The following is a 20,603-nucleotide window of genomic DNA, read 5'->3' on the forward strand; positions in this document are numbered from 1 at the left end:
GCCACTTCGGTGTTTGTAGCCAATTGGCCATGACCGAACGCTGAATCGAAAGCTGCCAATAAAAGCCTCCGCACACAGGAGTTATAAATGAAGAAGCTAGTGATGTTCGGTGCCCTGGCACTGTCGATGTTGTCCCTGACCGCCGTGGCCGAAGACGCCAAGCCGATCCGCATCGGTATTGAAGCCGGTTACCCGCCATTCTCGATGAAAACCCCTGACGGCAAACTCGCCGGTTTCGACGTCGATATCGGCGATGCGCTGTGCGCGCAGATGAAAGTCAAATGCACCTGGGTCGAGCAGGAATTCGATGGCCTGATCCCGGCGCTGAAAGTGAAGAAGATCGACGCGATTCTGTCGTCGATGACCATCACCGACGACCGCAAGAAGAACGTCGATTTCACCATCAAGTACTACCACACCCCGGCGCGCTTCGTGATGAAGGAAGGCTCCGGTGTCAAAGACCCGCTGACCGAGCTCAAGGGCAAGAAAGTCGGCGTGCTGCGTGCCAGCACCCACGACCGTTACGCCACCGAAGTGCTGGTGCCGGCCGGGATCGACCTGGTGCGTTACGGCTCGCAGCAGGAAGCCAACCTCGACATGGTTTCCGGGCGTATCGACGCGATGCTGGCTGACTCGGTCAACCTGAGCGACGGTTTCCTGAAAACCGACGCGGGTAAAGGTTTTGAATTCGTTGGCCCGACCTACGAAGACGCCAAGTACTTCGGCGGCGGTGCCGGCATTGCAGTGCGCAAGGGCGATACCGCGCTGGCCGAGCAATTCAACAAAGCCATCACCGAAATCCGCGCCAATGGCGAGTACAAGAAAGTCCAGGACAAGTACTTCGACTTTGACGTGTACGGCCATTAATACGCCGTAGAAAAAAGTGGCCCCGTTTGCGCGGTGGCCACTTTTTTTGCGCTCTAATTGTGATGAGACCTTTGTAGGAGTGAGCCTGCTCGCGATAGCGGTGTGTCATTCAATGAATGTGTTGGCTGACCCACCGCTATCGCGAGCAGGCTCACTCCTACAGGGGATCTTTGTGATCCGGAAATTGAGGAGATTTTCCCATGCAACGCATCGACCATGTTCTGCCCTGGAGCCACTTGGGCAGCGAACGCTCGCTCAGTGTGTTCCGCTATGGCGCCGGCACCCGCAAGGTCTACATCCAGTCCAGCCTGCACGCCGATGAACTGCCGGGCATGCGCACCGCGTGGGAACTCAAGCAGCGCCTCAATGAACTGGAACAGCAAGGCCGTTTGCAGGGCGTGATCGAACTGGTGCCGGTAGCCAACCCGATCGGCCTCAATCAACACGTGCAAGGTGCGCACATGGGCCGCTTCGAACTGGGCAGCGGCAAGAATTTCAACCGCGCCTTCGTCGAACTCAGTGCCCCGGTCGGGGCGTTGATCGGTGAGCGTCTGGGCACTGATGCCGAGGCCAACGTTGCACTGATCCGCCAAACCATGGGCCAGGTATTCGATGAACTGCCGGCGCCGGCCTCGCAACTGGAAGCCTTGCATCGCCTGTTGCTGCGCCATGCCTGCGATGCCGACATCACCCTCGATTTGCATTGCGATTTCGACGCGGCGATTCACTTGTACGCGCTGCCGCAGCACTGGCCACAGTGGCAATCGCTGGCGGCGCGCTTGAAGGCCGGCGTGGCGCTGCTGTGTGAAGATTCCGGTGGCAGCTCGTTCGATGAATCCTGCTCGACGCCGTGGTTGCGTCTGGCGCGGGCATTTCCCAATGCTGCAATTCCGGCGGCGAATCTGGCGACCACGCTGGAACTGGGCAGCATGGGCGACACCCGGGTCGATCAGGCGCAGGCCAATTGTGAGGCGATCCTCGGCTTCCTCGCCGAGCAAGGTTTCATCAGCGGCGAATGGCCGCCGGCGCCAAGCGAGTGCTGCGAAGGTCTGCCATTCGAGGGCACCGAATACCTGTTTGCGCCGCACCATGGCGTGGTGAGTTTCCTGCGCAATGCCGGCGAGTGGGTGGAGCAGGGCGATGCGTTGTTCGAGGTGGTCGATCCGTTGCAGGATCGCGTCACCACCGTGCGCGCCGGCACCAGCGGGGTGCTGTTTGCGCTGGATCGTGGGCGTTATACCGAGCCGGGGATCTGGCAGGCGAAAGTGGCGGGGCGGGTGGCGTTTCGGACGGGCAAATTGACCAACGACTGACGGGATCTCCGTTGGGGCTAATGGCCTCATTGCGAGCAGGCTCACTCCTACAGGGGGAACGCATTCCAAATGTAGGAGTGAGCCTGCTCGCGATGGCGGCATCAGCAACACCACCGAATTTGGATCCTCGCCGCAGGATGTTAGGCTCCCCCGAACCCGACTCTCCGTGAAGGAAGGCTCTATGTTGAAGGTCTTTGCTCTCTTGACCCTGCTGGCGTCCACCGCTGTGCAGGCGCAGACCATGCTGCAATCCGATCTGCCACTCAAGTACATCGAGCAGGTGCACGCCGACGCCGAGGCGCGGCCGCTGGTGATTTTTCTGCACGGCTACGGCAGTAACGAAGCCGATCTGATCGGCATGAAATTCCAGCTCCCGGCGCAATACAACTACCTGTCGGTGCAGGCGCCGTTGTCGTTGGGTGAAGGACGTTTCCAGTGGTTTCGCAAGAAAGGCGAAGGCGCCTACAACGGCGAGACCGATGATCTGAAGGTCAGTGGGCAGAAGCTGCGCGACTTTATCGCGCACGCGGCGCAGAAATATCACACCACCCCGAGCAAGGTGTATCTGATCGGCTTCAGCCAGGGCGCGATGATGACCTACGAGGTGGGGCTGCGGCCGCCAGTCGCTGTCGGCGGGATCGCTGCGTTGAGCGGGCGTTTATTGCCAGTGTTGAAAGCTGAACTCAAAGGCCAGCAGCAGCCGTTGCCGCTGAGTATCTTTATCGGCCACGGCACCGCCGATGATCGCGTGCCCTACCACGACGGCACCGAGGCCAATGCGCAGCTACAGAAGCTGGGCTACAAACCGCAGTTTCATGCCTATCCCGGCGTCGGCCACAGTATCAGTGCGGCCGAGCTGCGCGACTTGAATGGCTGGCTTCAGCAGCTCAATCCTTGAGGATGGTTTTCACCAGGGCATCGTGACCTTTCTTGTCGCTGGCGCGGGAGATCACCTGCACCAGCGCCATCTTGGTGCCGGAGCCGGCCATCAGCGTGGTGTTGAGGGTCTGGCCACCGCCCTGGGTCGCGGTGCTGTCGACCTGACGCAGGCCAAGGCCGGTGCCTTTCTGGGTCAGGCTTTTTTCGCTGAGTTTGTTGAAGTCCGGCAGGGCCTTGCGCTGGTCGTCGATGAAACTCGAGACGGTGCTGTCGAGGAACTGCCCGTCGTTATCCTTGACGTGCTGGCCTTCGGGAATCTGGTTTTCAGCGGTAATGACCACGGTCTTCGTCGCTTCATTGGTGTACATCGTGCCCTTGGTTCCGCTCGGGCTGGCCGGCAGCGGGTCGGCGATGAAACCTTTAGGCAGCACAAAAGTGAATTTGCCATCGAGCATCGAGACTTTCTCGGCGCTGGCTTTTTCCTTCGCTGCTTGCGCGTGGAGGGCGCCGAAACCGGCGAGGGCCGCCACCAGCAGGACGACGGCTTTTTTGCTCAACAATGACATGTGAATCTCCGGTGGATGGTCGCGCGAGGCGGGCGATCATCCCACGGAGGGGGGCGGGCGTTCCAGCGCGAATCGTCTGACCGGTTACTGCGCCTGCGCTTTCGCCAGCGGACGGGCCAACAGGCGTTTGGTCACGCCGAGCATCGCCACCGACACCGCGACACCGACGGCGAATCCACTCAGTCCCATGCTCGGCAAGGTCAGTGCCGAGACCAGACAAAACGCGGAGAACGAATACATGCCGGTGGCCGTCGCCCTTAACAATGCGGCGGTAAATGCCGGGCCGCGCGTCTGTTGCGAGAACACCGCCATTACACTGCCAAGCACCGGGAACACCGCGAGCAAACCGCTCCAGCGCTCGCCGACGGTGCTGGCCAGCATCGTCACCAGCAGCGTCAACGCGGCACCGGCGATCATTCGCCAGATCAGTTTGTCCGACTTCGGCGCCGGGCCGTTGAGCACCGGTTGCACCGCAGGAAACAGATACGGCGATGCCAACAACGCAACCGCCGCTGCTGCCACCGAAAACGGCAGCGACGCCGGGATCAGCGACAACACTCCCGCGATGACGGCCCACACCGACAGCGACGCCGTCAGCGCCAACGGCCAGTTCGCCCGTTGCGCGACCTGCGCATAGGTGATGCAGAACGCAATCATCGCGAACATCGCCGATAACGCCGCCACCGCTGACTGTGCGGCAAACGCCGGACCCTGCTCGATGGCGAGGAAAAACAGAATCGGCCCGACCACCACCGGCAATCCCGACAGCCACCCGGCCACGCTCGGCCCCCAGCGTTTGCCCGCCAGGGATATCAGCAGCAGAAAACCGGGAATCAGCAGCAGTTTGAGGATCAGCACGCAGGTGTCTCCGTCCGTTGAGGGTAGGCCACGGTAGCATTGTCGATCGGCGATTGCTGCCTATGTGCGCAGTTTTTGTATACAAAGTAACGGGGGCGATACCCGGCTATGCTGTGTGTATCAGGGTTTACCGGAGTCGATGCCGCGATGAGAAGAACACCGAAGCTGGTGCGAGGATGCTGCGGCATCGGCTTGTGGGCGTTGTTGCTGACGCCGACCTGGGCCAATTGGCAGGACGCCGTGCCCGGCGCGCAGATCATTGGCACCGGCGATTACAGCGTGTTCGGTTTCGATGTCTACAACGCGCGATTGTGGAGTGCCGCGCGGCCCTTGGTCGACGGCCAGCCATTTGCGCTGGAGTTGATCTACCGCCGTAACATCTCCCGCGATGATCTGGTCAAGGCCAGCGTCGACGAAATCAAACGGCTGGCCGGTGCCCGCGTCAGCCCGGCGCAATTGGCCGGGTGGCAGGTACAGATGCAGCAATCGTTTGTCGATGTGCAGGCTGGCACGCGGATTACCGGGGTGTATCTGCCGGGGCAGGGCGCGCGGTTTTTTGTCGGTCAGCAGTTGCAGCATGAGATCGATGATCCGCTGTTTGCCCGCGCATTTTTTGATATCTGGCTGGATCCGCGCACGCGCAGTCCGGAGTTACGCGAACAGTTGTTGGGGGTGAGTCGATAGATTTTTTTGCGCTTCAAGGCTCCGGCTGAAACCTCTAAGCTGCGTCTTTTCGACTTGTTTCTGGATGTGTGCGTGAAATTCAGTTTGCCCAAAATCGCTACCGCGCCGTTTTGCCCGCCGGAAGTGGCCGGCAGTGTTGCGGTGGATCCCAGCGCCTCGTTCTTCAAGCGCGTGCTGCGTTTTGCCGGCCCCGGCTTGCTGGTGTCGATCGGCTACATGGACCCGGGCAACTGGGCCACGGCGATCGAGGCCGGTTCACGCTTTGGCTACAGTCTGTTGTTTGTGGTGTTGCTGGCGAGTCTGGCCGGCATGGTCGTGCAGTGCCTGTGCTCGCGGTTGGGCATTGCCACCGGGCGCGATCTGGCGCAATTGTCCCGCGAGCGCTACAGCACACCGACCGCACGGCTGCAGTGGGTGTTGGCGGAAATCTCGATCATCGCCACCGATCTGGCTGAAGTGCTGGGTTGTGCGCTGGCGTTTCACTTGCTGCTTGGCTGTTCGCTGACCTTCGGCATTGCCCTGACGGCGTTCGATACTTTGCTGGTGCTGGCCCTGCAGAATCGCGGTTTCCGCAGACTGGAAGCGATCATGTTGGTGCTGGTCGCGACCATCGGCGTGTGTTTCTTCGTTGAACTGCTGCTGATCAAACCCTACTGGCCGGACGTCGCCCAAGGTTTCAAACCATCGCTGGCGGCGATTGGCGAAGCGGCGCCGTTGTACCTGGCCATCGGTATTCTCGGTGCGACAGTGATGCCGCATAACCTCTACCTGCACACCTCGATCGTGCAGACGCGGATGATCGGCAAGGACCTCGCCAGCAAGCAGGACGCGGTGAAACTGGCGCGCATCGACACCATCGGTTCGCTGGCCCTGGCGTTGCTGGTCAACGCGGCGATTCTGATTCTCGCGGCGGCGGCTTTTCACCAGTCCGGGCACACCGACGTGGTGGACATTCAGGACGCTTACCACTTGCTCGATCCGCTTGTCGGTGGTGCATTGGCCAGCGTGTTGTTCGGCGTCGCGTTGCTGGCGTCGGGGCAGAGTTCGACCTTCACCGGCACCATCGCCGGGCAGGTGATCATGGAGGGTTATCTGAACCTGCGGATCCCGTGCTGGCAGCGGCGCTTGATTACTCGCGGACTGGCGTTGATTCCGGCATTCGTCGGCGTGTGGCTGATGGGCGATAACGCGATCGGCAAATTGCTGGTGTTGAGTCAGGTGGTGCTGAGTCTGCAGTTGCCGTTTGCCTTGTACCCACTCATTCGAATGACTAACGACAAACAACTGATGGGGCCGTTTGTGAACCGCTGGCCAACCAGGGTACTGGCCTGGGGGTTGTTTGTGGTGATCAGCGGCGCTAACAGCTGGCTGATTTTGCAGTGGGCGGCTTGAGCCACTGACAGCCTGATCTCTCTTGAAGGGGCGGCGCGAGCAATCATTGCCGCAACGCCCTGTCACTCGCCTTTTGTCTCTTTTCTGTCCGCCAACCTTGTTCGCTCCTGGGTGATCTGCGACCATGCGCGCCATATAGGGGTAGGGGGTATAGGTATGTCGCACATTCATGAACACAAAGACGAGTTGCTCAACCGCGTTCGGCGCATTGCCGGGCAGGTGCAAGCGGTGGAAAAAGCCTTGGAAAGCGATGCCGATTGCGCCAAGACCCTGCACCTCGTTGCGGCGATTCGCGGGGCGGTCAATGGCTTGATGGAGCAGTTCATCGAAGCCCACACGCGCGAACACGTGGCGCACCCTGATCTCAGTGACGAAGCGCGCGCTCAGGGTGCCGAAGATTTGCTGCAAGCCATCCGCCGTTATTCCAAATGAGTGAAAGCATCATGTCCCTGACGCCCAAGGCTGAGCACCTGCGCCACGACCACCAGTTTCTCGGTGCTTCCCATAACGAAAACGCACGCCGCACCTTGTGGGTGGTGGCGCTGACCTTCGTGATGATGATCGGCGAGATCGTGGCCGGTTACATGACCGGTTCCATGGCATTGCTGGCGGACGGCTTTCACATGGCAACCCATGCCGGCGCATTGGGGATTGCCGCGGCGGCCTACAGTTTCGCCCGGCGCCATGCGCACAATAGCCGTTACAGTTTCGGCACCGGCAAGGTCGGTGATCTGGCCGGGTTCGCTTCGGCCATGTTGCTCGGACTGGTGTCGCTGGGAATTGCCGGCGAATCGATCCTGCGCCTGTTCCAGCCAACCACGGTGGCGTTCGGTGAGGCCACGGTGATTGCCATCGTCGGGCTGGCGGTGAACCTGGTCAGCGCCTTTCTGCTGATGGGGCATCACGGCCATGACCATGGTCATCATCATGATCACTCGCACGATCATCACCACCATCACGACAACAACCTGCGTTCGGCCTATGTCCACGTGCTGGCCGATGCCTTGACGTCGGTGCTGGCGATTGCCGCTTTGCTGGCCGGCCGCTATCTGGGTTGGGTCTGGCTGGACCCGGTGATGGGGATTGTCGGCGCGGTGGTCATTGCCAAGTGGGCCTATAACCTGATGCGTGACAGCGCGGCGGTATTGCTCGACGCCACCGACGAACCCGTGGCCGCTGAAATCCGCGAGTTGCTGGAAACCTCGGACGATGTGCGCATCAGTGATTTGCACGTCTGGCAGGTCGGCCCGCAGTCGCGGGCAGCGATTGTCAGCGTCGTGGCCGCAGCGGGCGTCACCGCCGAGGTTGTCCGTGAACGGCTGGCGCCGGTGCATGAACTGTCACACCTGACCGTCGAGTTGCACAGTGCTTAGGGTTGAGCATCGCTGAACAGCGGAATGCGCCCGTTGAGCGAAGGCTTGTAGTGCCAGTTCAGACGATTCAGGTCGATGTCATGCCTGATTATTTCCCTCACCGTTGCGCTGGCAATACTCATCGCCAGCGCTTGCCCCGGACACTCGTGCCGACCACTGCCAAAACTGAAACTGCGGCGGTTGGCGCGCTGTGGCAGAAACTGCTCCGGCTGTTCGTTGAGCGCCGGATCTCGATTGGCCGAGGCCAGCAGCACTAGAATCACATCGCCCGTTTCGACACGTACTCCAGCAATCTCACAGGACGCGGCGACAAAGCGCCGGGTGTTCTGCACGGGCGGGTCGAAGCGCTGGACTTCGTTGAGCAGTGCTTCGATGGATTCGCCGCGCAACGCTGGCTGCCGACGTAGCGCCAGCAGCGTATTGCCGATCAGGCCGGCGCAGGCTTCGAACGTCTGTGAACAGAGGCCGATCAGGTTGGCGATCAAGGTTTCCTCATCGCCGGTGAAGCGCTGCTGGATTGCACTGAGCAACGGGCTGGCCGGCTCGGCGAGCAATTCGATGAAGTCACCGCGCAGTTGTTCAGCCGCCGCCTCTGCTGCGGCCAGTTGCAGGTCATTGCTCAACGGCGACAGGCAGGCAACGAAATCCGCCGTCAATTCACTGATCGCCCGCGCTTGCGCCGGGGTGAACCCCAGCAGCGCCGCGACCACGCACACCGGGCCACGAAGCATTGCCTTGTACACCCCGTCGGCGTCCGCTGTGATCAGCCGCGCGGCGACCAGTCTGTCGACGGCCTCAAGGTCGAGCGAGGCCAACTCAGGCTCAATGGCAGCGCGCGGGCAGCGCTGGCGTTCACCGTCATTCATCCGCATCAGTTGGCCGAAGACTTTGCCGGCCATGCCTTTTGCAATCGCTTTGGGCACTGGCTCCTGCGCCGGACGCACCCGGCAATCGGCGTGGGCCAACACCGCACACACCGCCCGGGCGCTGCTGGCGACCCACAGTTTCAGCTCTGGATGAAACATCAGTCCACCTGCTGCGCGCAGTTCGGCGTAATAGGGATAAGGATCGGCGTGCGTTGCGGCGCTGATCGGGTTCATGGTTTGCATCCTTGTCGGCGGGGAAAGTGTTGCTACTATCTCCACTGCGCAACGACGATGATTCGTCCGGGAGCGAACTATGCACGCAGAACATCAAGACATCGGCGTTTCCCAAGTGGCCGCCGCCATCGCCGAGCCGGCGCGAACGAAAATCCTCTGTTCGCTGATGGACGGCCACGCCCGCACCAGCACTGAATTGGCGACGATCGCCGAAGTCAGCGCCTCGACCGCCAGTGTGCACTTGGCGAAACTCAAGGACCTGGCTCTGGTGCGCCTGCACGTGCAGGGCCGTCATCGCTATTACAGCCTCGCCGATCAGCGCGTGGCGCAGGCGCTGGAAGCGTTGATGGTGATTGGCCAGAACGCCGCGCCAACGTTCAAGGCGCACACCCCGGATCGCCTGCAATTTGCGCGCACCTGCTATGACCACATGGCCGGGACGCTGGCGGTGTTGCTGCACGACCGTTTGCTCGAGGGCGGTTGGTTGGTGGCAACCGACGAGCAGGCGTATCGCTTGAGTGAGACGGGCGAGGCGTCGTTTCTCGGGCTGGGTATCGAAGTACAGGATTTGACCACCCTGCGCCGCAAGTTTGCCTGTCCGTGCCTGGACTGGAGCATGCGCCGGCCACATCTCGGTGGTTCGCTGGGGGCGGCGCTGTTGCAGACCGCGTTGAAGCGCAAGTGGGTGACCCAGGATCTGGACAGTCGGGCGCTGGCGTTGACGGCGGCGGGGCGCAAGGAGATCGGTGCGCGGTTTGGCGTTGAGTGGCCGGAAGACGGGCAGATCAAAAGATCGCAGCCTGCCGTAAAGCGTGCCCACCCGATAAATTCCGACCGTACCGAATCCCTGGAGCTGCCGAAGGCTGCGATCTTTTGATTTTCAGCTTCTGACCGACGAGGGGCGCATCTGCCACCTTGTATCACCGCTGTCGACCCTATACTGTATATGCAAACAGTATAGAGCCCGCGCCATGCAAATCATCGACAAGCTGAGCATCCTCGCCGACGCCGCCAAGTACGACGCCTCCTGCGCGAGCAGCGGCGCGCCCAAGCGCAGCTCAGAGGGCAAGAGCGGCCTGGGCTCGACTGATGGCATGGGCATCTGCCATAGCTACACGCCGGACGGGCGCTGCGTGTCGTTGTTGAAGATTCTGCTGACCAACTTCTGCCTTTACGATTGCCAATATTGTGTCAATCGACGCTCCAGCGATGTTCCGCGCGCTCGTTTCACCCCCGAGGAAGTCGTGGCGCTGACCATGGATTTCTACCGGCGTAACTGCGTCAGCGGGCTGTTTCTCAGTTCCGGCATCATTCGCTCGGCGGACTACACCATGGAGCAACTGGTGCGGGTGGCGAAGCTGCTGCGTGAAGAGCATGAGTTTCGCGGGTACATCCATCTCAAGACCATTCCCGAAGCCGATCCGGCATTGATCGAAGAAGCAGGGCGCTACGCCGATCGCCTGAGCGTCAACATCGAGCTGCCGACCGATGCCAGCCTGCAAGTGCTGGCGCCGGAGAAGGACATCACTTCGATCAAGCAGGCGATGAACACCATCTACACCGGCGTGCAGACCGTGTTGAACGAACCGCGCTCGGCGAAATTCGCCCCGGCCGGGCAGAGCACGCAACTGATTGTCGGCGCCGATGACACCGATGACAGCACCATCCTCCACAGCGCCCAGGCCTTGTACGGCAATTTCCGTTTGCGCCGGGTCTACTATTCGGCCTTCAGCCCGATTCCCGACAGCCCGAAAAGCGTGCCACTGGCCGCGCCGCCGCTGATGCGCGAACACCGTTTATATCAGGCCGATTTTCTCCTGCGCAGCTACGGCTACAGTGCTGATGAATTGCTCAAGGGGCCGGGTAATCTTGCGCTGGACATCGACCCGAAACTGGCCTGGGCGTTGCAGAACCGCGAAGTGTTTCCGCTCGATCTGAACCGTGCCGAAGCGTCCCTGATTGCGCGTATTCCCGGTATCGGCTTGCGCACCACCGAACGACTGGTCGAGCTGCGCCGCCAGCGGCGCATCCGTTACGAAGACGTCGCGCGTATGCGCTGCGTGCTGGCCAAGGCCAAGCCGTTCATCATCACCAGCGACTATCACCCGCAGCAGGCCGAGGTCACCAGCCATTTGCTCTATCAGCAATTGCGTGACCGGCCGATGCCGCAGCAGATGGGGTTGTGGGGATGATCAATCTCGATTGCGACGACCTGTTCGACACCTGGCGCCAGCAGGCGCGCTGGCTGCTGAGCCATGAAGTCGATCCGAGTCTGGTGAGCTGGGCCTCGCAAGGTGTGGGTGATCTGTTTGCCAGTGATGAGCCGGTGCCTGAAGGGCAGGGGCCATTTCAGGCACGTATTCCGCGAGCGCTGCTCGACACCCTGGAACAGGCCTCGCGTTATCGCGGTGATCAACGCTGGAGTTTGCTGTATGAAGTGCTGTGGCGCGTCAGCCACGGCGACCGTACCGCGATGATGGCCGGGGACAAACTCGGCAGCGAGTTGCAGCGACGGATCAAACAAGTGCATCGGGAGGCCCATCACCTGCACGCATTTGTACGTTTCATCGAGCGGCCACCGTCCAGCGCAGGCCCGCAATACGTGGCATGGCACGAACCGGCCCATGACATCCTGCACAGTGCCAGCGAGCATTTCATCGGGCGGATGGGTCGCCATCGCTGGTTGATCGCCACCCCGCGTGACGGGGTCTATTACGATGGCGAGCAACTGATCCATCAACGGCAATGCCCGCTGGAATGGCAGCAGTTGGCGCAGAACGTCGACGATCCTCATGGTGATCTTTGGCTGACCTATTACAGCCATATCTTTAATCCTGCGCGGTTGAACGAGAAGGTCATGCAGGGGCATTTGCCGGCACGGTTCTGGAAGAATCTGCCGGAGGGGGAGTTGATTCCCGGGTTGATTACGCAGGCGCGGATGGGTAAGCAGCAGAATGGGCAGGCGAGTGGGATTGCTGATCGTGCAGGTAAACGCATCGCACTGAAAAGCCCCTCACCCTAACCCTCTCCCAGAGGGAGAGGGGACTGACCGAGGTGTTTGGACTTGATCCATCGACCTGAAAGTTCGCGTCGAACTTCTGTCTGGAGAACAACCGAGATCGGCCCCCTTTCCCCCTCGCCCCCTTGGGGGAGAGGGCTGGGGTGAGGGGGAAAAGATCTCCAGCCTTACACAAAAAAAACCAACAACCACAATCAAAAAAGCCCCCCACCAATCACTCGGTGGAGGGCTTTTCTACATCAACACCCGTCAGATCAAACCTTGACGATCCAGCCCGCTGGCGCTTCGATGTCGCCGGTCTGCACGCCAGTCAGCTCTTTGTAGAGCTTCTGGGTCACAGGACCCACTTCGGTCTCGCTATGGAACACATGCAGATGGTCGTTGTAGCTGATGCCACCGATCGGGGTGATCACCGCAGCAGTACCGCAAGCGCCGGCTTCTTTGAAGTCCGACAGTTTGTCGATCAGCACATCACCTTCCACCACTTCCAGGCCCAGACGCGATTTTGCCAGTTCGATCAGCGACAGGCGGGTGATGCCTGGCAGAACGGACGGCGAGTTCGGGGTGATGAACTTGTTGTCGTGGGTGATCCCGAAGAAGTTGGCCGAGCCGACTTCTTCGATCTTGGTGTGGGTCATCGGATCCAGATAGATCGCGTCGGCGAAGTTGGCTTTCTTCGCTTTCGAACCCGGCATCAGGCTGGCCGCGTAGTTGCCGCCGACCTTGGCTGCGCCGGTGCCTTGTGGGGCGGCGCGGTCGTAGCTGGAGATCTGGAAGTTGTGCGGGGTCAGGCCGCCCTTGAAGTAGGCGCCGACCGGAATGCAGAAGATCGAGAAGATGAACTCGGGTGCAGTGCGCACGCCGATGTTGTCACCAACGCCGATCACGAACGGACGCAGGTACAGCGCGCCGCCGGTGCCGTAGGGCGGAATGAAGCGCTCGTTGGCGCGAACCACGGCTTTGCAGGCTTCGATGAACTGCTCGGTGTCGACCGTCGGCATCAGCAGACGCGCGCAGCTGCGTTGCATGCGCAGGGCGTTCTGGTCCGGGCGGAACAGGTTGATCGAGCCGTCCTTGCAACGATAGGCCTTCATGCCTTCGAAGCACTGCTGGCCATAGTGAAGGGCCGTCGAGCCTTCGCTGATGTGCAGCACGTTATCTTCGGTCAGGGTGCCTTTGTCCCACTCGCCATCGCGAAAGTACGACAGATAGCGTTTGTCGGTCTTGATGTAGTCAAAACCCAGCTTGTCCCAATTGATGCTTTCGTTACCCATGACACCCTCTATCACTGAACAACCGCCGAAACGGTTCAAGGCTTCTGACGTTTTTTGGATGGGCACAACAATACTTCATTCTTGAGCGGTTTCGCAGCCCGGACTATCGGATGGCACACAGATAAATCGTGTTGCCCTCAAGAATTCGCGAGCAGGCTCGCTCCCACATTTGAAATGCATTCCCATTGTGGGAGCGAGCCTGCTCGCGAAGGGGCCATCACAGCCACCCATCATCACAGGTGCAACGCATGCCCCAAAGCACGCAACGCCGCTTCCTGCACCGCTTCACCCAGGGTCGGATGCGCGTGAATGGTGCCGCCGATGTCTTCCAGCCGCGCGCCCATTTCCAGGCTTTGTGCAAACGCAGTCGACAACTCCGACACGCCAACGCCCACAGCCTGCCAGCCGACAATCACATGGTTATCCCGACGAGCGACCACGCGCACGAAGCCGCTTTTTGACTCCAGCGTCATCGCCCGGCCGTTGGCGGCGAACGGGAAACTCGAAACAATGCAGTCCAACCCCGCAGCCTTGGCCTCGTCCGGCGTCTTGCCGACCACTACCAGTTCCGGGTCGGTGAAGCACACGGCAGCAATCGCAGTCGGGTTGAATTCACGGGTTTTGCCGCTGATCAACTCGGCAACCATCTCGCCCTGAGCCATGGCGCGGTGGGCCAGCATCGGCTCGCCGCTCAGATCGCCGATGGCGTAGACGTTGCGCATGCTGGTCTGGCAGCGGCTGTCGATCTTGATCGCCGAGCCGTTCATATCCAGATTCAGCGCTTCGAGGTTCCAGCCCTGGGTATTCGGTTTGCGGCCGACGGCGACCAGCACCTGATCGGTTTCCAGGTTCAGGGTTTCGCCCTCTGGATCGCGCACCTGCAACGTGCCATCGAAACCCAGCACGCTGTGTTTCAAATATAACTTCACGCCCAGTTGCTTCAACGCTTCATGCACCGGTTGCGTCAGCTCCGCATCGTAGGCCGGCAAGATACGATCCTGCGCCTCGACCACGCTGACCTCGGCGCCGAGCTTGCGATAAGCAATGCCCAGTTCCAGACCAATGTAACCACCGCCCACCACCACCAGACGTTTAGGCACGGATTTCGGCGCCAGCGCTTCAGTGGAGGAGATGATCGGCCCGCCAATCGGCAGGATCGGCAGATTGACGCTGGTCGAACCGGTGGCCAGCACCAAATGTTCGCAGTGGATGCGCGTGTCGCCGACGTCAACAGTCTTGCCGTCGATGACTTTGGCCCAGCCATTGATGACCTGAACCTTGTTCTTCTTCAGCAGCGCCGCCACGCCAGTGGTCAAGCGATCAACGATGCCGTCCTTCCACTCGACGCTTTTCGTGATGTCGAGCGTCGGCGCCGAAACGCTGATACCCAGCGCTGAATGCTGGCTGTGATGCCGGGTCTGGTGAAACTGCTCAGCCACATGAATCAGCGCTTTCGACGGGATGCAGCCGATGTTCAGGCAGGTGCCGCCCAGAGATTGGCCTTCGACCAGAATCGTCGGGATGCCCAGTTGCCCGGCGCGAATCGCCGTTACATAACCGCCGGGGCCGCCGCCGATAATCAGCAGCGTCGTGTTCAGAGATTGCATGCGCGCCTTACTCCACAAACAAAGTGGCAGGTTGTTCGATCAGGCCACGAATGGCCTGGATGAAGAGTGCCGCGTCCATGCCGTCGACCACGCGGTGATCGAAGGAGCTGGAGAGGTTCATCATCTTGCGGATCACCACCTGGCCTTTGACGACCATCGGTCGTTCGACGATTTTGTTGACGCCGACGATCGCTACTTCCGGCAGATTCAGCACCGGCGTGCTGACGATGCCGCCCAGTGCACCGAGGCTGGTCAGGGTGATGGTCGAGCCGGACAGTTCATCACGGCTGGCCTTGCCATTACGCGCGGCGTTGGCCAAACGCGAGATTTCCGTGGCGCTGTCCCACAGGCTGCGCGCCTCGGCGTGACGCACCACCGGCACCATCAGGCCGACATCGCTTTGCGTGGCGACGCCGACATGCACCGCGCCGAGGCGAGTGATGACCTGGGCTTCGTCGTCATAACGGGCGTTCATCTGCGGGAAGTCGCGCAGGGCCACAACCAGAGCGCGGACGAGGAACGGCAGCAAGGTCAACTTGCCACGGCTGGCGCCGTGTTTTTCATTGAGATGCGCGCGCAGTTCTTCAATTGCGGTGACATCGATTTCCTCGACATAGCTGAAGTGTGCGGCACGCTGGGTAGCGTCCTGCATGCGCTGGGCGATCTTGCGGCGCATGCCGATCACTTGAATCTGTTCTTCTTCGTTACGCTGGGCGTAAGCGGCGGCGACTGGTGCCGAAGCGTTCGACTGACCTTGCGCCAGATAGGCCTCGAGGTCTTCGTGCAACACACGACCGGCCGGGCCGGAACCGCGTACCAGGCGCAATTGAATCCCCAGATCCAGTGCATGTTTGCGCACGGCCGGCGAGGCCAGTGGGCGCTCATCCGCTTCGCGGGCAACCATCGGGCCTTGGCAAACTGCAGCTGGACGTGGTGCGGCAGCAGGTTTGCTTTCCACCACGGTTTCAGCTTTCGGTGCAGCAGGTGCTTCTTTGACGGGAGCAGGCGCGGCCGATTCTTTCAGATTGCCGGCCCCTTCCACCTCAATGCTGATCAACACACTGCCAACCGCCATCACTTCACCTGGCTGACCACCGAGCGCAATCACTTTCCCGTGTACCGGCGATGGAATATCGACCATCGCCTTGTCGGTCATCACGTCCGCCAGCACCTGATCCTCAACGACCAGATCGCCAACCTTGACGTGCCACTGCGACAGTTCGACTTCTGCGATGCCTTCGCCGATGTCCGGCATCTTGATAACGTGCGTGCCCATTCAGACCTCCATAACCCGTTTCAACGCCGCGCCCACTCGGGACGGCCCAGGGAAATACGCCCACTCTTGCGCGTGCGGGTAGGGGGTGTCCCAACCGGTGACGCGTTCGATCGGCGCTTCCAGGTGATGGAAGCAATGCTCTTGCACCAGCGACACCAGTTCGGCGCCGAAACCGCAAGTGCGGGTGGCTTCGTGAACCACCACGCAACGGCCGGTCTTCTTCACCGACTTGACGATGGTTTCCAGGTCCAGCGGCCACAGGCTGCGCAGGTCGATGACTTCGGCATCAACGCCGGATTCTTCGGCCGCGACTTGCGACACGTAGACGGTGGTGCCATAAGTCAGCACGGTCACGTCCTTGCCCGGACGGGTGATCGCCGCGACGTCCAGCGGCACGGTGTAGTAACCGTCCGGCACTTGGGCTTGCGGGTGTTTCGACCACGGCGTTACCGGGCGATCGTGGTGGCCATCGAACGGGCCGTTGTACAGGCGTTTCGGCTCAAGAAAGATCACCGGGTCATCGTTTTCGATGGAGGCGATCAGCAAGCCTTTGGCGTCATACGGGTTGGATGGCATAACCGTGCGCAGACCGCAAACCTGAGTGAACATCGCCTCGATGCTCTGGCTGTGGGTCTGGCCGCCGTAGATGCCGCCGCCGCAAGGCATGCGCAGGGTCATCGGCGCGGTGAACTCGCCGGCCGAGCGATAACGCAGGCGCGCCGCTTCGGAAATGATCTGGTCGGAGGCGGGGTAGACGTAGTCGGCGAACTGAATCTCGGCGACCGGACGCAGACCGTAAGCGCCCATGCCCACGGCAACACCGACGATGCCGCTTTCCGAGATAGGTGCGTCGAATACGCGGGAGGTGCCGTACTTGGTCTGCAGGCCTTCGGTGCAACGGAACACGCCGCCGAAGTAGCCGACGTCCTGACCGAACACCACGACATTGTCGTCACGCTCAAGCATCACATCCATGGCCGAGCGCAGGGCCTGGATCATGGTCATGGTGGTCGTGGTCATGGCGGTTTCCAACTGAATATTGTTGTTGTGATCGTTCATGTCAGATCCCCAACTGCTGACGCTGGCGCTTCAAGTGCTCCGGCATCTCTTTGTAGACGTCTTCGAACATGGTCGCGGCGCTAGGAATCTGGCCGCCGGCAAGGGTGCCGTACTGTTCGGCCTGTTTCTGCGCGGCAATCACTTCGGCTTCAAGCTCGGCGCTGACGGCGGCGTGCTCTTCTTCTGACCAGTGACCGACCTTGATCAGATGCTGTTTGAGACGGGCGATCGGGTCGCCGAGCGGGAAGTGGCTCCAGTCATCGGCCGGGCGATATTTCGACGGATCGTCGGAGGTCGAGTGCGGGCCGGCGCGGTAGGTGACCCATTCGATCATGGTCGGGCCGAGGTTGCGGCGGGCGCGTTCGGCAGCCCAGGCAGAAGCGGCGTACACCGCGTAGAAGTCGTTGCCATCCACGCGCAGCGAAGCGATGCCGCAACCGACGCCGCGTCCGGCGAAGGTGGTGGCTTCACCACCGGCGATGGCCTGGAAGGTCGAGATCGCCCACTGGTTATTCACCACGTTGAGGATCACTGGCGCGCGATAAACGTGGGCGAAGGTGAGGGCGGTGTGGAAGTCCGATTCGGCGGTGGCGCCGTCGCCGATCCATGCCGAGGCAATTTTGGTGTCGCCCTTGATCGCTGAAGCCATGCCCCAGCCGACGGCCTGAATGAACTGGGTGGCGAGGTTGCCGGAGATGGTGAAGAAGCCAGCGTCCTTGACCGAGTACATGATCGGCAACTGACGGCCCTTGAGCGGATCGCGCTCGTTGGACAGCAGTTGGCAGATCAGGTCGACCAGCGGCACTTCGCGGGCCATCAGAATGCTTTGCTGGCGATAAGTCGGGAAGCACATGTCGTCGATGTTCAAGGCCAGAGCCTGAGCACTGCCGATGGCTTCTTCGCCAAGGCTCTGCATGTAGAACGACATCTTTTTCTGACGCTGGGCGACCACCATGCGGTTGTCGTAGATCCGCGTCTTGAGCATGGCGCGCATGCCCTTGCGAAGGATCTCGACCGGGACGTTTTCGGCCCAGGGGCCGAGGGCGTTGCCCTGATCGTCGAGCACACGGATCAGGCCACGCGCCAGGTCGGCGGTGTCGGCAGGTTCGACATCAATGGAAGGTTTGCGCACCGTACCGGCATCGGTCAGATGCAGGTAGGAAAAATCGGTTTTGCAGCCTGGACGGCCCGAGGGTTCAGGGACGTGCAGACGCAGCGGTTCATACGCTTGGGTCATGGCTTCTACGCTCGATCTTGTGAATTTCTTGTAGTGAGCTGGCAGTCATTCTTCGGTAGAAGAAATCTTGTCCTACAACAATCATAGGCCCGGGCAAGAAGAATATTTATCTCTGTTTCGTTGCGCTGGAGATGATTTGCAGATAGAAATTCTGCATAAACATAAAAAACAGGTGGTTTTGTCTCATGCGCAAACTGGACCGTACCGACATCGGCATTCTCAACAGCCTTCAGGAGAATGCGCGCATCACCAACGCCGACCTCGCACGCTCGGTCAATCTGTCGCCGACACCGTGCTTCAACCGGGTCAAGGCGATGGAAGAATTAGGCCTGATTCGCGAGCAGGTCACGTTGCTGGATGCCGACCTGCTGGGGCTGCATGTGAACGTGTTCATCCATGTCAGCCTGGAGAAACAGGTGGAGGAGGCGTTGCAGCATTTCGAAGAGGCGATTTCTGATCGCCCCGAGGTGATGGAGTGCTATCTGATGGCTGGCGATCCGGATTATCTGATTCGGGTGTTGGTGCCGACGATTCAGTCGCTGGAGCGGTTCATGATGGACTTCCTGACCAAAGTGCCGGGTGTGGCAAATATCCGGTCAAGCTTTGCGCTCAAGCAGGTGCGCTACAAAACCGCGTTGCCGTTGCCGGCGAATGGGTTGACGTTAGGCGCCTGACCCGAAGCGGAACGCGGAGCGTCCCCGGCAGCATTCCCACGCAGAGCGTGAGGAACGATCGATGTAGGAGCTGCCGCAGGCTGCGATCTTGTGCTGTTAAAGCTTATTGATCGGGATCTTCAGATAAACGACGCCGTTGTCTTCCGCCGCCGGCAGATTCCCCGCCCGCACATTGACCTGAATCGCCGGCAGCAACAGCGTCGGCATGCCCAGCCCGGCATCACGCTGGGTGCGCATTTCGACAAACGCCGCCTCATCAATCCCGTCATGCACATGAATATTGCTTTTGCGCTGCTCACCGACCGTGGTCTGGCACTGCGCGGCGCGGCCCTCGGGCGGGTAATCGTGACAGACGTAGAGTTTCACGCTGGCCGGGAAGGCCAGCAGTTTATGAATCGAGTTGAACAACTGATGGGCGTTGCCGCCGGGGAAGTCGCAGCGCGCGGTGCCGACGTCGGGCATGAACAGCGTGTCGCCCACCAGAATCTGTTCGCCGTCGATCAAGTAGGCCATGTCCGCCGGGGTATGCCCAGGCACATGCAGGGCAGTGGCTTTGAGATTGCCGATCCTGAATGACTCGTTCGGCGCAAACAGGTGATCGAACTGCGAGCCATCGACGCAGAACTCCGGCTCCAGATTGAACAGCGCCTTGAACACGTTTTGCACTTTGCTGATCGATTCACCAATGGCGATTTTCCCGCCCAGCTCCCGGCGCAGATAAGGCGCGGCGGACAGGTGATCGGCGTGGGCATGGGTTTCCAGCAGCCACTGCACTTGCAGATTGTGCGCGCGGACGAAGGCGATGATTTTATCGGCCTGGGCGGTGCATGTGCGCCCGGCGGCGCCGTCGTAATCGAGCACCGGGTCGACGATCGCACATTGCCCGCCGTCGGTTTCATAGACCACGTAGCTGTAGGTCGAAGAGGCGGGGTCGAGGAAAGCTTCAATCTGCGCGGGCATGGACACCAACCTGAACAAGGAAAATGGGTTGCAACACTTTATCTAAAAACATAATGTTCGCAGCTTAAGTGACCTTGAAGGCATCGTGCAAATGCAATCCAGTCTGACCGAATGTGAAGTCGCCCAACTGCGCGCCTCGGCCTCCAAGGCCTGCGCCTTGCTCAAGGCCATGGCCAATGAGGATCGCCTGTTGATCCTCTGTCAACTGACCCAGGGCGAGCGCAACGTTGGCGAACTGGAAAAGATGACCGGCGTACGCCAGCCAACGCTGTCCCAGCAACTGGGCATCCTGCGGGATGAAGGCCTGGTCGCGACTCGGCGTGAAGGCAAGTACATTTTCTACGGCCTCGCCAGTCCGGAAGTCATTCAGGTCATGAAGACCCTCTCCGGGTTGTATTGCGGGGCCGTGCTGAAAAGCCTGGGCCATCAATAAATGCCAGCCATGACACTGGTTCAATGTGGGAG

At 60.6% G+C, this 20,603-nt stretch carries 21 protein-coding genes; 12 read left to right on the top strand and 9 right to left on the bottom strand.

Annotated features, from left to right (window positions below):
- Positions 1–87: 87 nt before the first annotated feature.
- From HU754_RS11995 to HU754_RS12005, 3 genes are all read left to right on the top strand, one after another.
- Positions 88–867: an ABC transporter substrate-binding protein gene (locus HU754_RS11995; RefSeq protein ID WP_016984244.1), complete on the top strand. Its 780-nt coding sequence runs from the start codon at positions 88–90 to the stop codon at positions 865–867.
- A gap of 200 nt (positions 868–1,067) precedes the next feature.
- Positions 1,068–2,180 carry a M14 family metallopeptidase gene (locus HU754_RS12000; RefSeq protein WP_099756589.1) on the top strand — a complete coding sequence of 371 codons (1,113 nt, stop codon included), beginning with the start codon at positions 1,068–1,070 and terminating at the stop codon, positions 2,178–2,180.
- Between the two features lie 181 nt (positions 2,181–2,361).
- The gene (locus tag HU754_RS12005) at positions 2,362–3,078 is read left to right on the top strand and encodes an alpha/beta hydrolase (protein ID WP_186624565.1); all 717 of its coding nucleotides are present in this window, start codon (positions 2,362–2,364) and stop codon (positions 3,076–3,078) included.
- Here HU754_RS12005 and HU754_RS12010 read toward each other — a convergent pair.
- On the bottom strand, positions 3,068–3,625 hold the full coding sequence (locus HU754_RS12010; protein WP_186624566.1) for a DcrB/PsbP domain-containing protein: 558 nt from the start codon (positions 3,623–3,625) through the stop codon (positions 3,068–3,070). The genes HU754_RS12005 and HU754_RS12010 overlap by 11 nt on opposite strands.
- A gap of 84 nt (positions 3,626–3,709) precedes the next feature.
- Entirely contained in the window at positions 3,710–4,483 is a 774-nt protein-coding gene (locus HU754_RS12015) for a hypothetical protein (RefSeq protein ID WP_186624567.1), read from the bottom strand.
- Between the two features lie 147 nt (positions 4,484–4,630).
- Here HU754_RS12015 and HU754_RS12020 point away from each other — a divergent pair, with 147 nt between their 5' ends.
- From HU754_RS12020 to dmeF, 4 genes are all read left to right on the top strand, one after another.
- Complete coding sequence (locus tag HU754_RS12020; RefSeq protein WP_099756586.1) at positions 4,631–5,167, top strand: chalcone isomerase family protein; 537 nt, start codon at positions 4,631–4,633, stop codon at positions 5,165–5,167.
- Between the two features lie 72 nt (positions 5,168–5,239).
- On the top strand, positions 5,240–6,559 hold the full coding sequence (locus tag HU754_RS12025; protein WP_093441251.1) for an Nramp family divalent metal transporter: 1,320 nt from the start codon (positions 5,240–5,242) through the stop codon (positions 6,557–6,559).
- 156 nt (positions 6,560–6,715) lie between these two features.
- Positions 6,716–6,991: a metal/formaldehyde-sensitive transcriptional repressor gene (locus HU754_RS12030; protein WP_186624568.1), complete on the top strand. Its 276-nt coding sequence runs from the start codon at positions 6,716–6,718 to the stop codon at positions 6,989–6,991.
- An 11-nt stretch (positions 6,992–7,002) separates the two neighbouring features.
- Positions 7,003–7,932, top strand: a complete 930-nt coding sequence (dmeF, locus tag HU754_RS12035) for a CDF family Co(II)/Ni(II) efflux transporter DmeF (protein ID WP_186624569.1) — start codon at positions 7,003–7,005, stop codon at positions 7,930–7,932.
- On the opposite strand, the gene HU754_RS12040 is transcribed toward dmeF, so the two are convergent.
- Positions 7,929–9,032 carry a cytochrome P450 gene (locus tag HU754_RS12040; RefSeq protein ID WP_186624570.1) on the bottom strand — a complete coding sequence of 368 codons (1,104 nt, stop codon included), beginning with the start codon at positions 9,030–9,032 and terminating at the stop codon, positions 7,929–7,931. The genes dmeF and HU754_RS12040 overlap by 4 nt on opposite strands.
- A 79-nt stretch (positions 9,033–9,111) precedes the next feature.
- Here HU754_RS12040 and HU754_RS12045 point away from each other — a divergent pair, with 79 nt between their 5' ends.
- The 3 genes from HU754_RS12045 (at position 9,112) to HU754_RS12055 (ending at position 12,054) form a co-directional block, all read left to right on the top strand.
- Positions 9,112–9,909 carry an ArsR/SmtB family transcription factor gene (locus HU754_RS12045; RefSeq protein ID WP_225919976.1) on the top strand — a complete coding sequence of 266 codons (798 nt, stop codon included), beginning with the start codon at positions 9,112–9,114 and terminating at the stop codon, positions 9,907–9,909.
- A gap of 94 nt (positions 9,910–10,003) precedes the next feature.
- On the top strand, positions 10,004–11,224 hold the full coding sequence (locus tag HU754_RS12050; protein ID WP_160040869.1) for a putative DNA modification/repair radical SAM protein: 1,221 nt from the start codon (positions 10,004–10,006) through the stop codon (positions 11,222–11,224).
- Complete coding sequence (locus HU754_RS12055; protein WP_186624571.1) at positions 11,221–12,054, top strand: TIGR03915 family putative DNA repair protein; 834 nt, start codon at positions 11,221–11,223, stop codon at positions 12,052–12,054. The genes HU754_RS12050 and HU754_RS12055 overlap by 4 nt, the downstream gene beginning before the upstream one ends.
- A 251-nt stretch (positions 12,055–12,305) precedes the next feature.
- Here the strand turns inward: HU754_RS12055 and HU754_RS12060 are convergent, their stop codons facing one another.
- From HU754_RS12060 to HU754_RS12080, 5 genes are all read right to left on the bottom strand, one after another.
- Positions 12,306–13,325: a branched-chain amino acid aminotransferase gene (locus tag HU754_RS12060; RefSeq protein WP_008086978.1), complete on the bottom strand. Its 1,020-nt coding sequence runs from the start codon at positions 13,323–13,325 to the stop codon at positions 12,306–12,308.
- A 233-nt stretch (positions 13,326–13,558) separates the two neighbouring features.
- Positions 13,559–14,932 carry a dihydrolipoyl dehydrogenase gene (gene lpdA, locus HU754_RS12065; protein WP_186624572.1) on the bottom strand — a complete coding sequence of 458 codons (1,374 nt, stop codon included), beginning with the start codon at positions 14,930–14,932 and terminating at the stop codon, positions 13,559–13,561.
- A gap of 7 nt (positions 14,933–14,939) precedes the next feature.
- Positions 14,940–16,208, bottom strand: a complete 1,269-nt coding sequence (locus HU754_RS12070) for a dihydrolipoamide acetyltransferase family protein (RefSeq protein ID WP_186624573.1) — start codon at positions 16,206–16,208, stop codon at positions 14,940–14,942.
- Complete coding sequence (locus tag HU754_RS12075) at positions 16,209–17,267, bottom strand: alpha-ketoacid dehydrogenase subunit beta (RefSeq protein ID WP_003224000.1); 1,059 nt, start codon at positions 17,265–17,267, stop codon at positions 16,209–16,211.
- 1 nt (position 17,268) lies between these two features.
- Positions 17,269–18,504, bottom strand: coding sequence for a 3-methyl-2-oxobutanoate dehydrogenase (2-methylpropanoyl-transferring) subunit alpha (locus tag HU754_RS12080; RefSeq protein WP_003224001.1), 1,236 nt, complete (start codon positions 18,502–18,504; stop codon positions 17,269–17,271).
- Positions 18,505–18,689: 185 nt separating this feature from the next.
- Here HU754_RS12080 and bkdR point away from each other — a divergent pair, with 185 nt between their 5' ends.
- Positions 18,690–19,178 (top strand): Bkd operon transcriptional regulator BkdR, encoded by a 489-nt coding sequence (gene bkdR, locus HU754_RS12085; protein ID WP_025111414.1) that lies wholly within the window; start codon positions 18,690–18,692, stop codon positions 19,176–19,178.
- 96 nt (positions 19,179–19,274) lie between these two features.
- Here bkdR and HU754_RS12090 read toward each other — a convergent pair whose 3' ends face one another.
- Complete coding sequence (locus HU754_RS12090) at positions 19,275–20,138, bottom strand: MBL fold metallo-hydrolase (protein WP_186624574.1); 864 nt, start codon at positions 20,136–20,138, stop codon at positions 19,275–19,277.
- Positions 20,139–20,229: 91 nt separating this feature from the next.
- On the opposite strand from HU754_RS12090, the gene HU754_RS12095 reads away from it, so the two are divergent.
- A complete protein-coding gene (locus HU754_RS12095; RefSeq protein ID WP_007915092.1) occupies positions 20,230–20,571 on the top strand; it encodes an ArsR/SmtB family transcription factor in 342 nt (113 codons plus the stop codon).
- Positions 20,572–20,603 lie beyond the last annotated feature (32 nt).

The organism is Pseudomonas zeae (assembly GCF_014268485.2).
Lineage (GTDB): Bacteria > Pseudomonadota > Gammaproteobacteria > Pseudomonadales > Pseudomonadaceae > Aquipseudomonas > Aquipseudomonas neuropathica.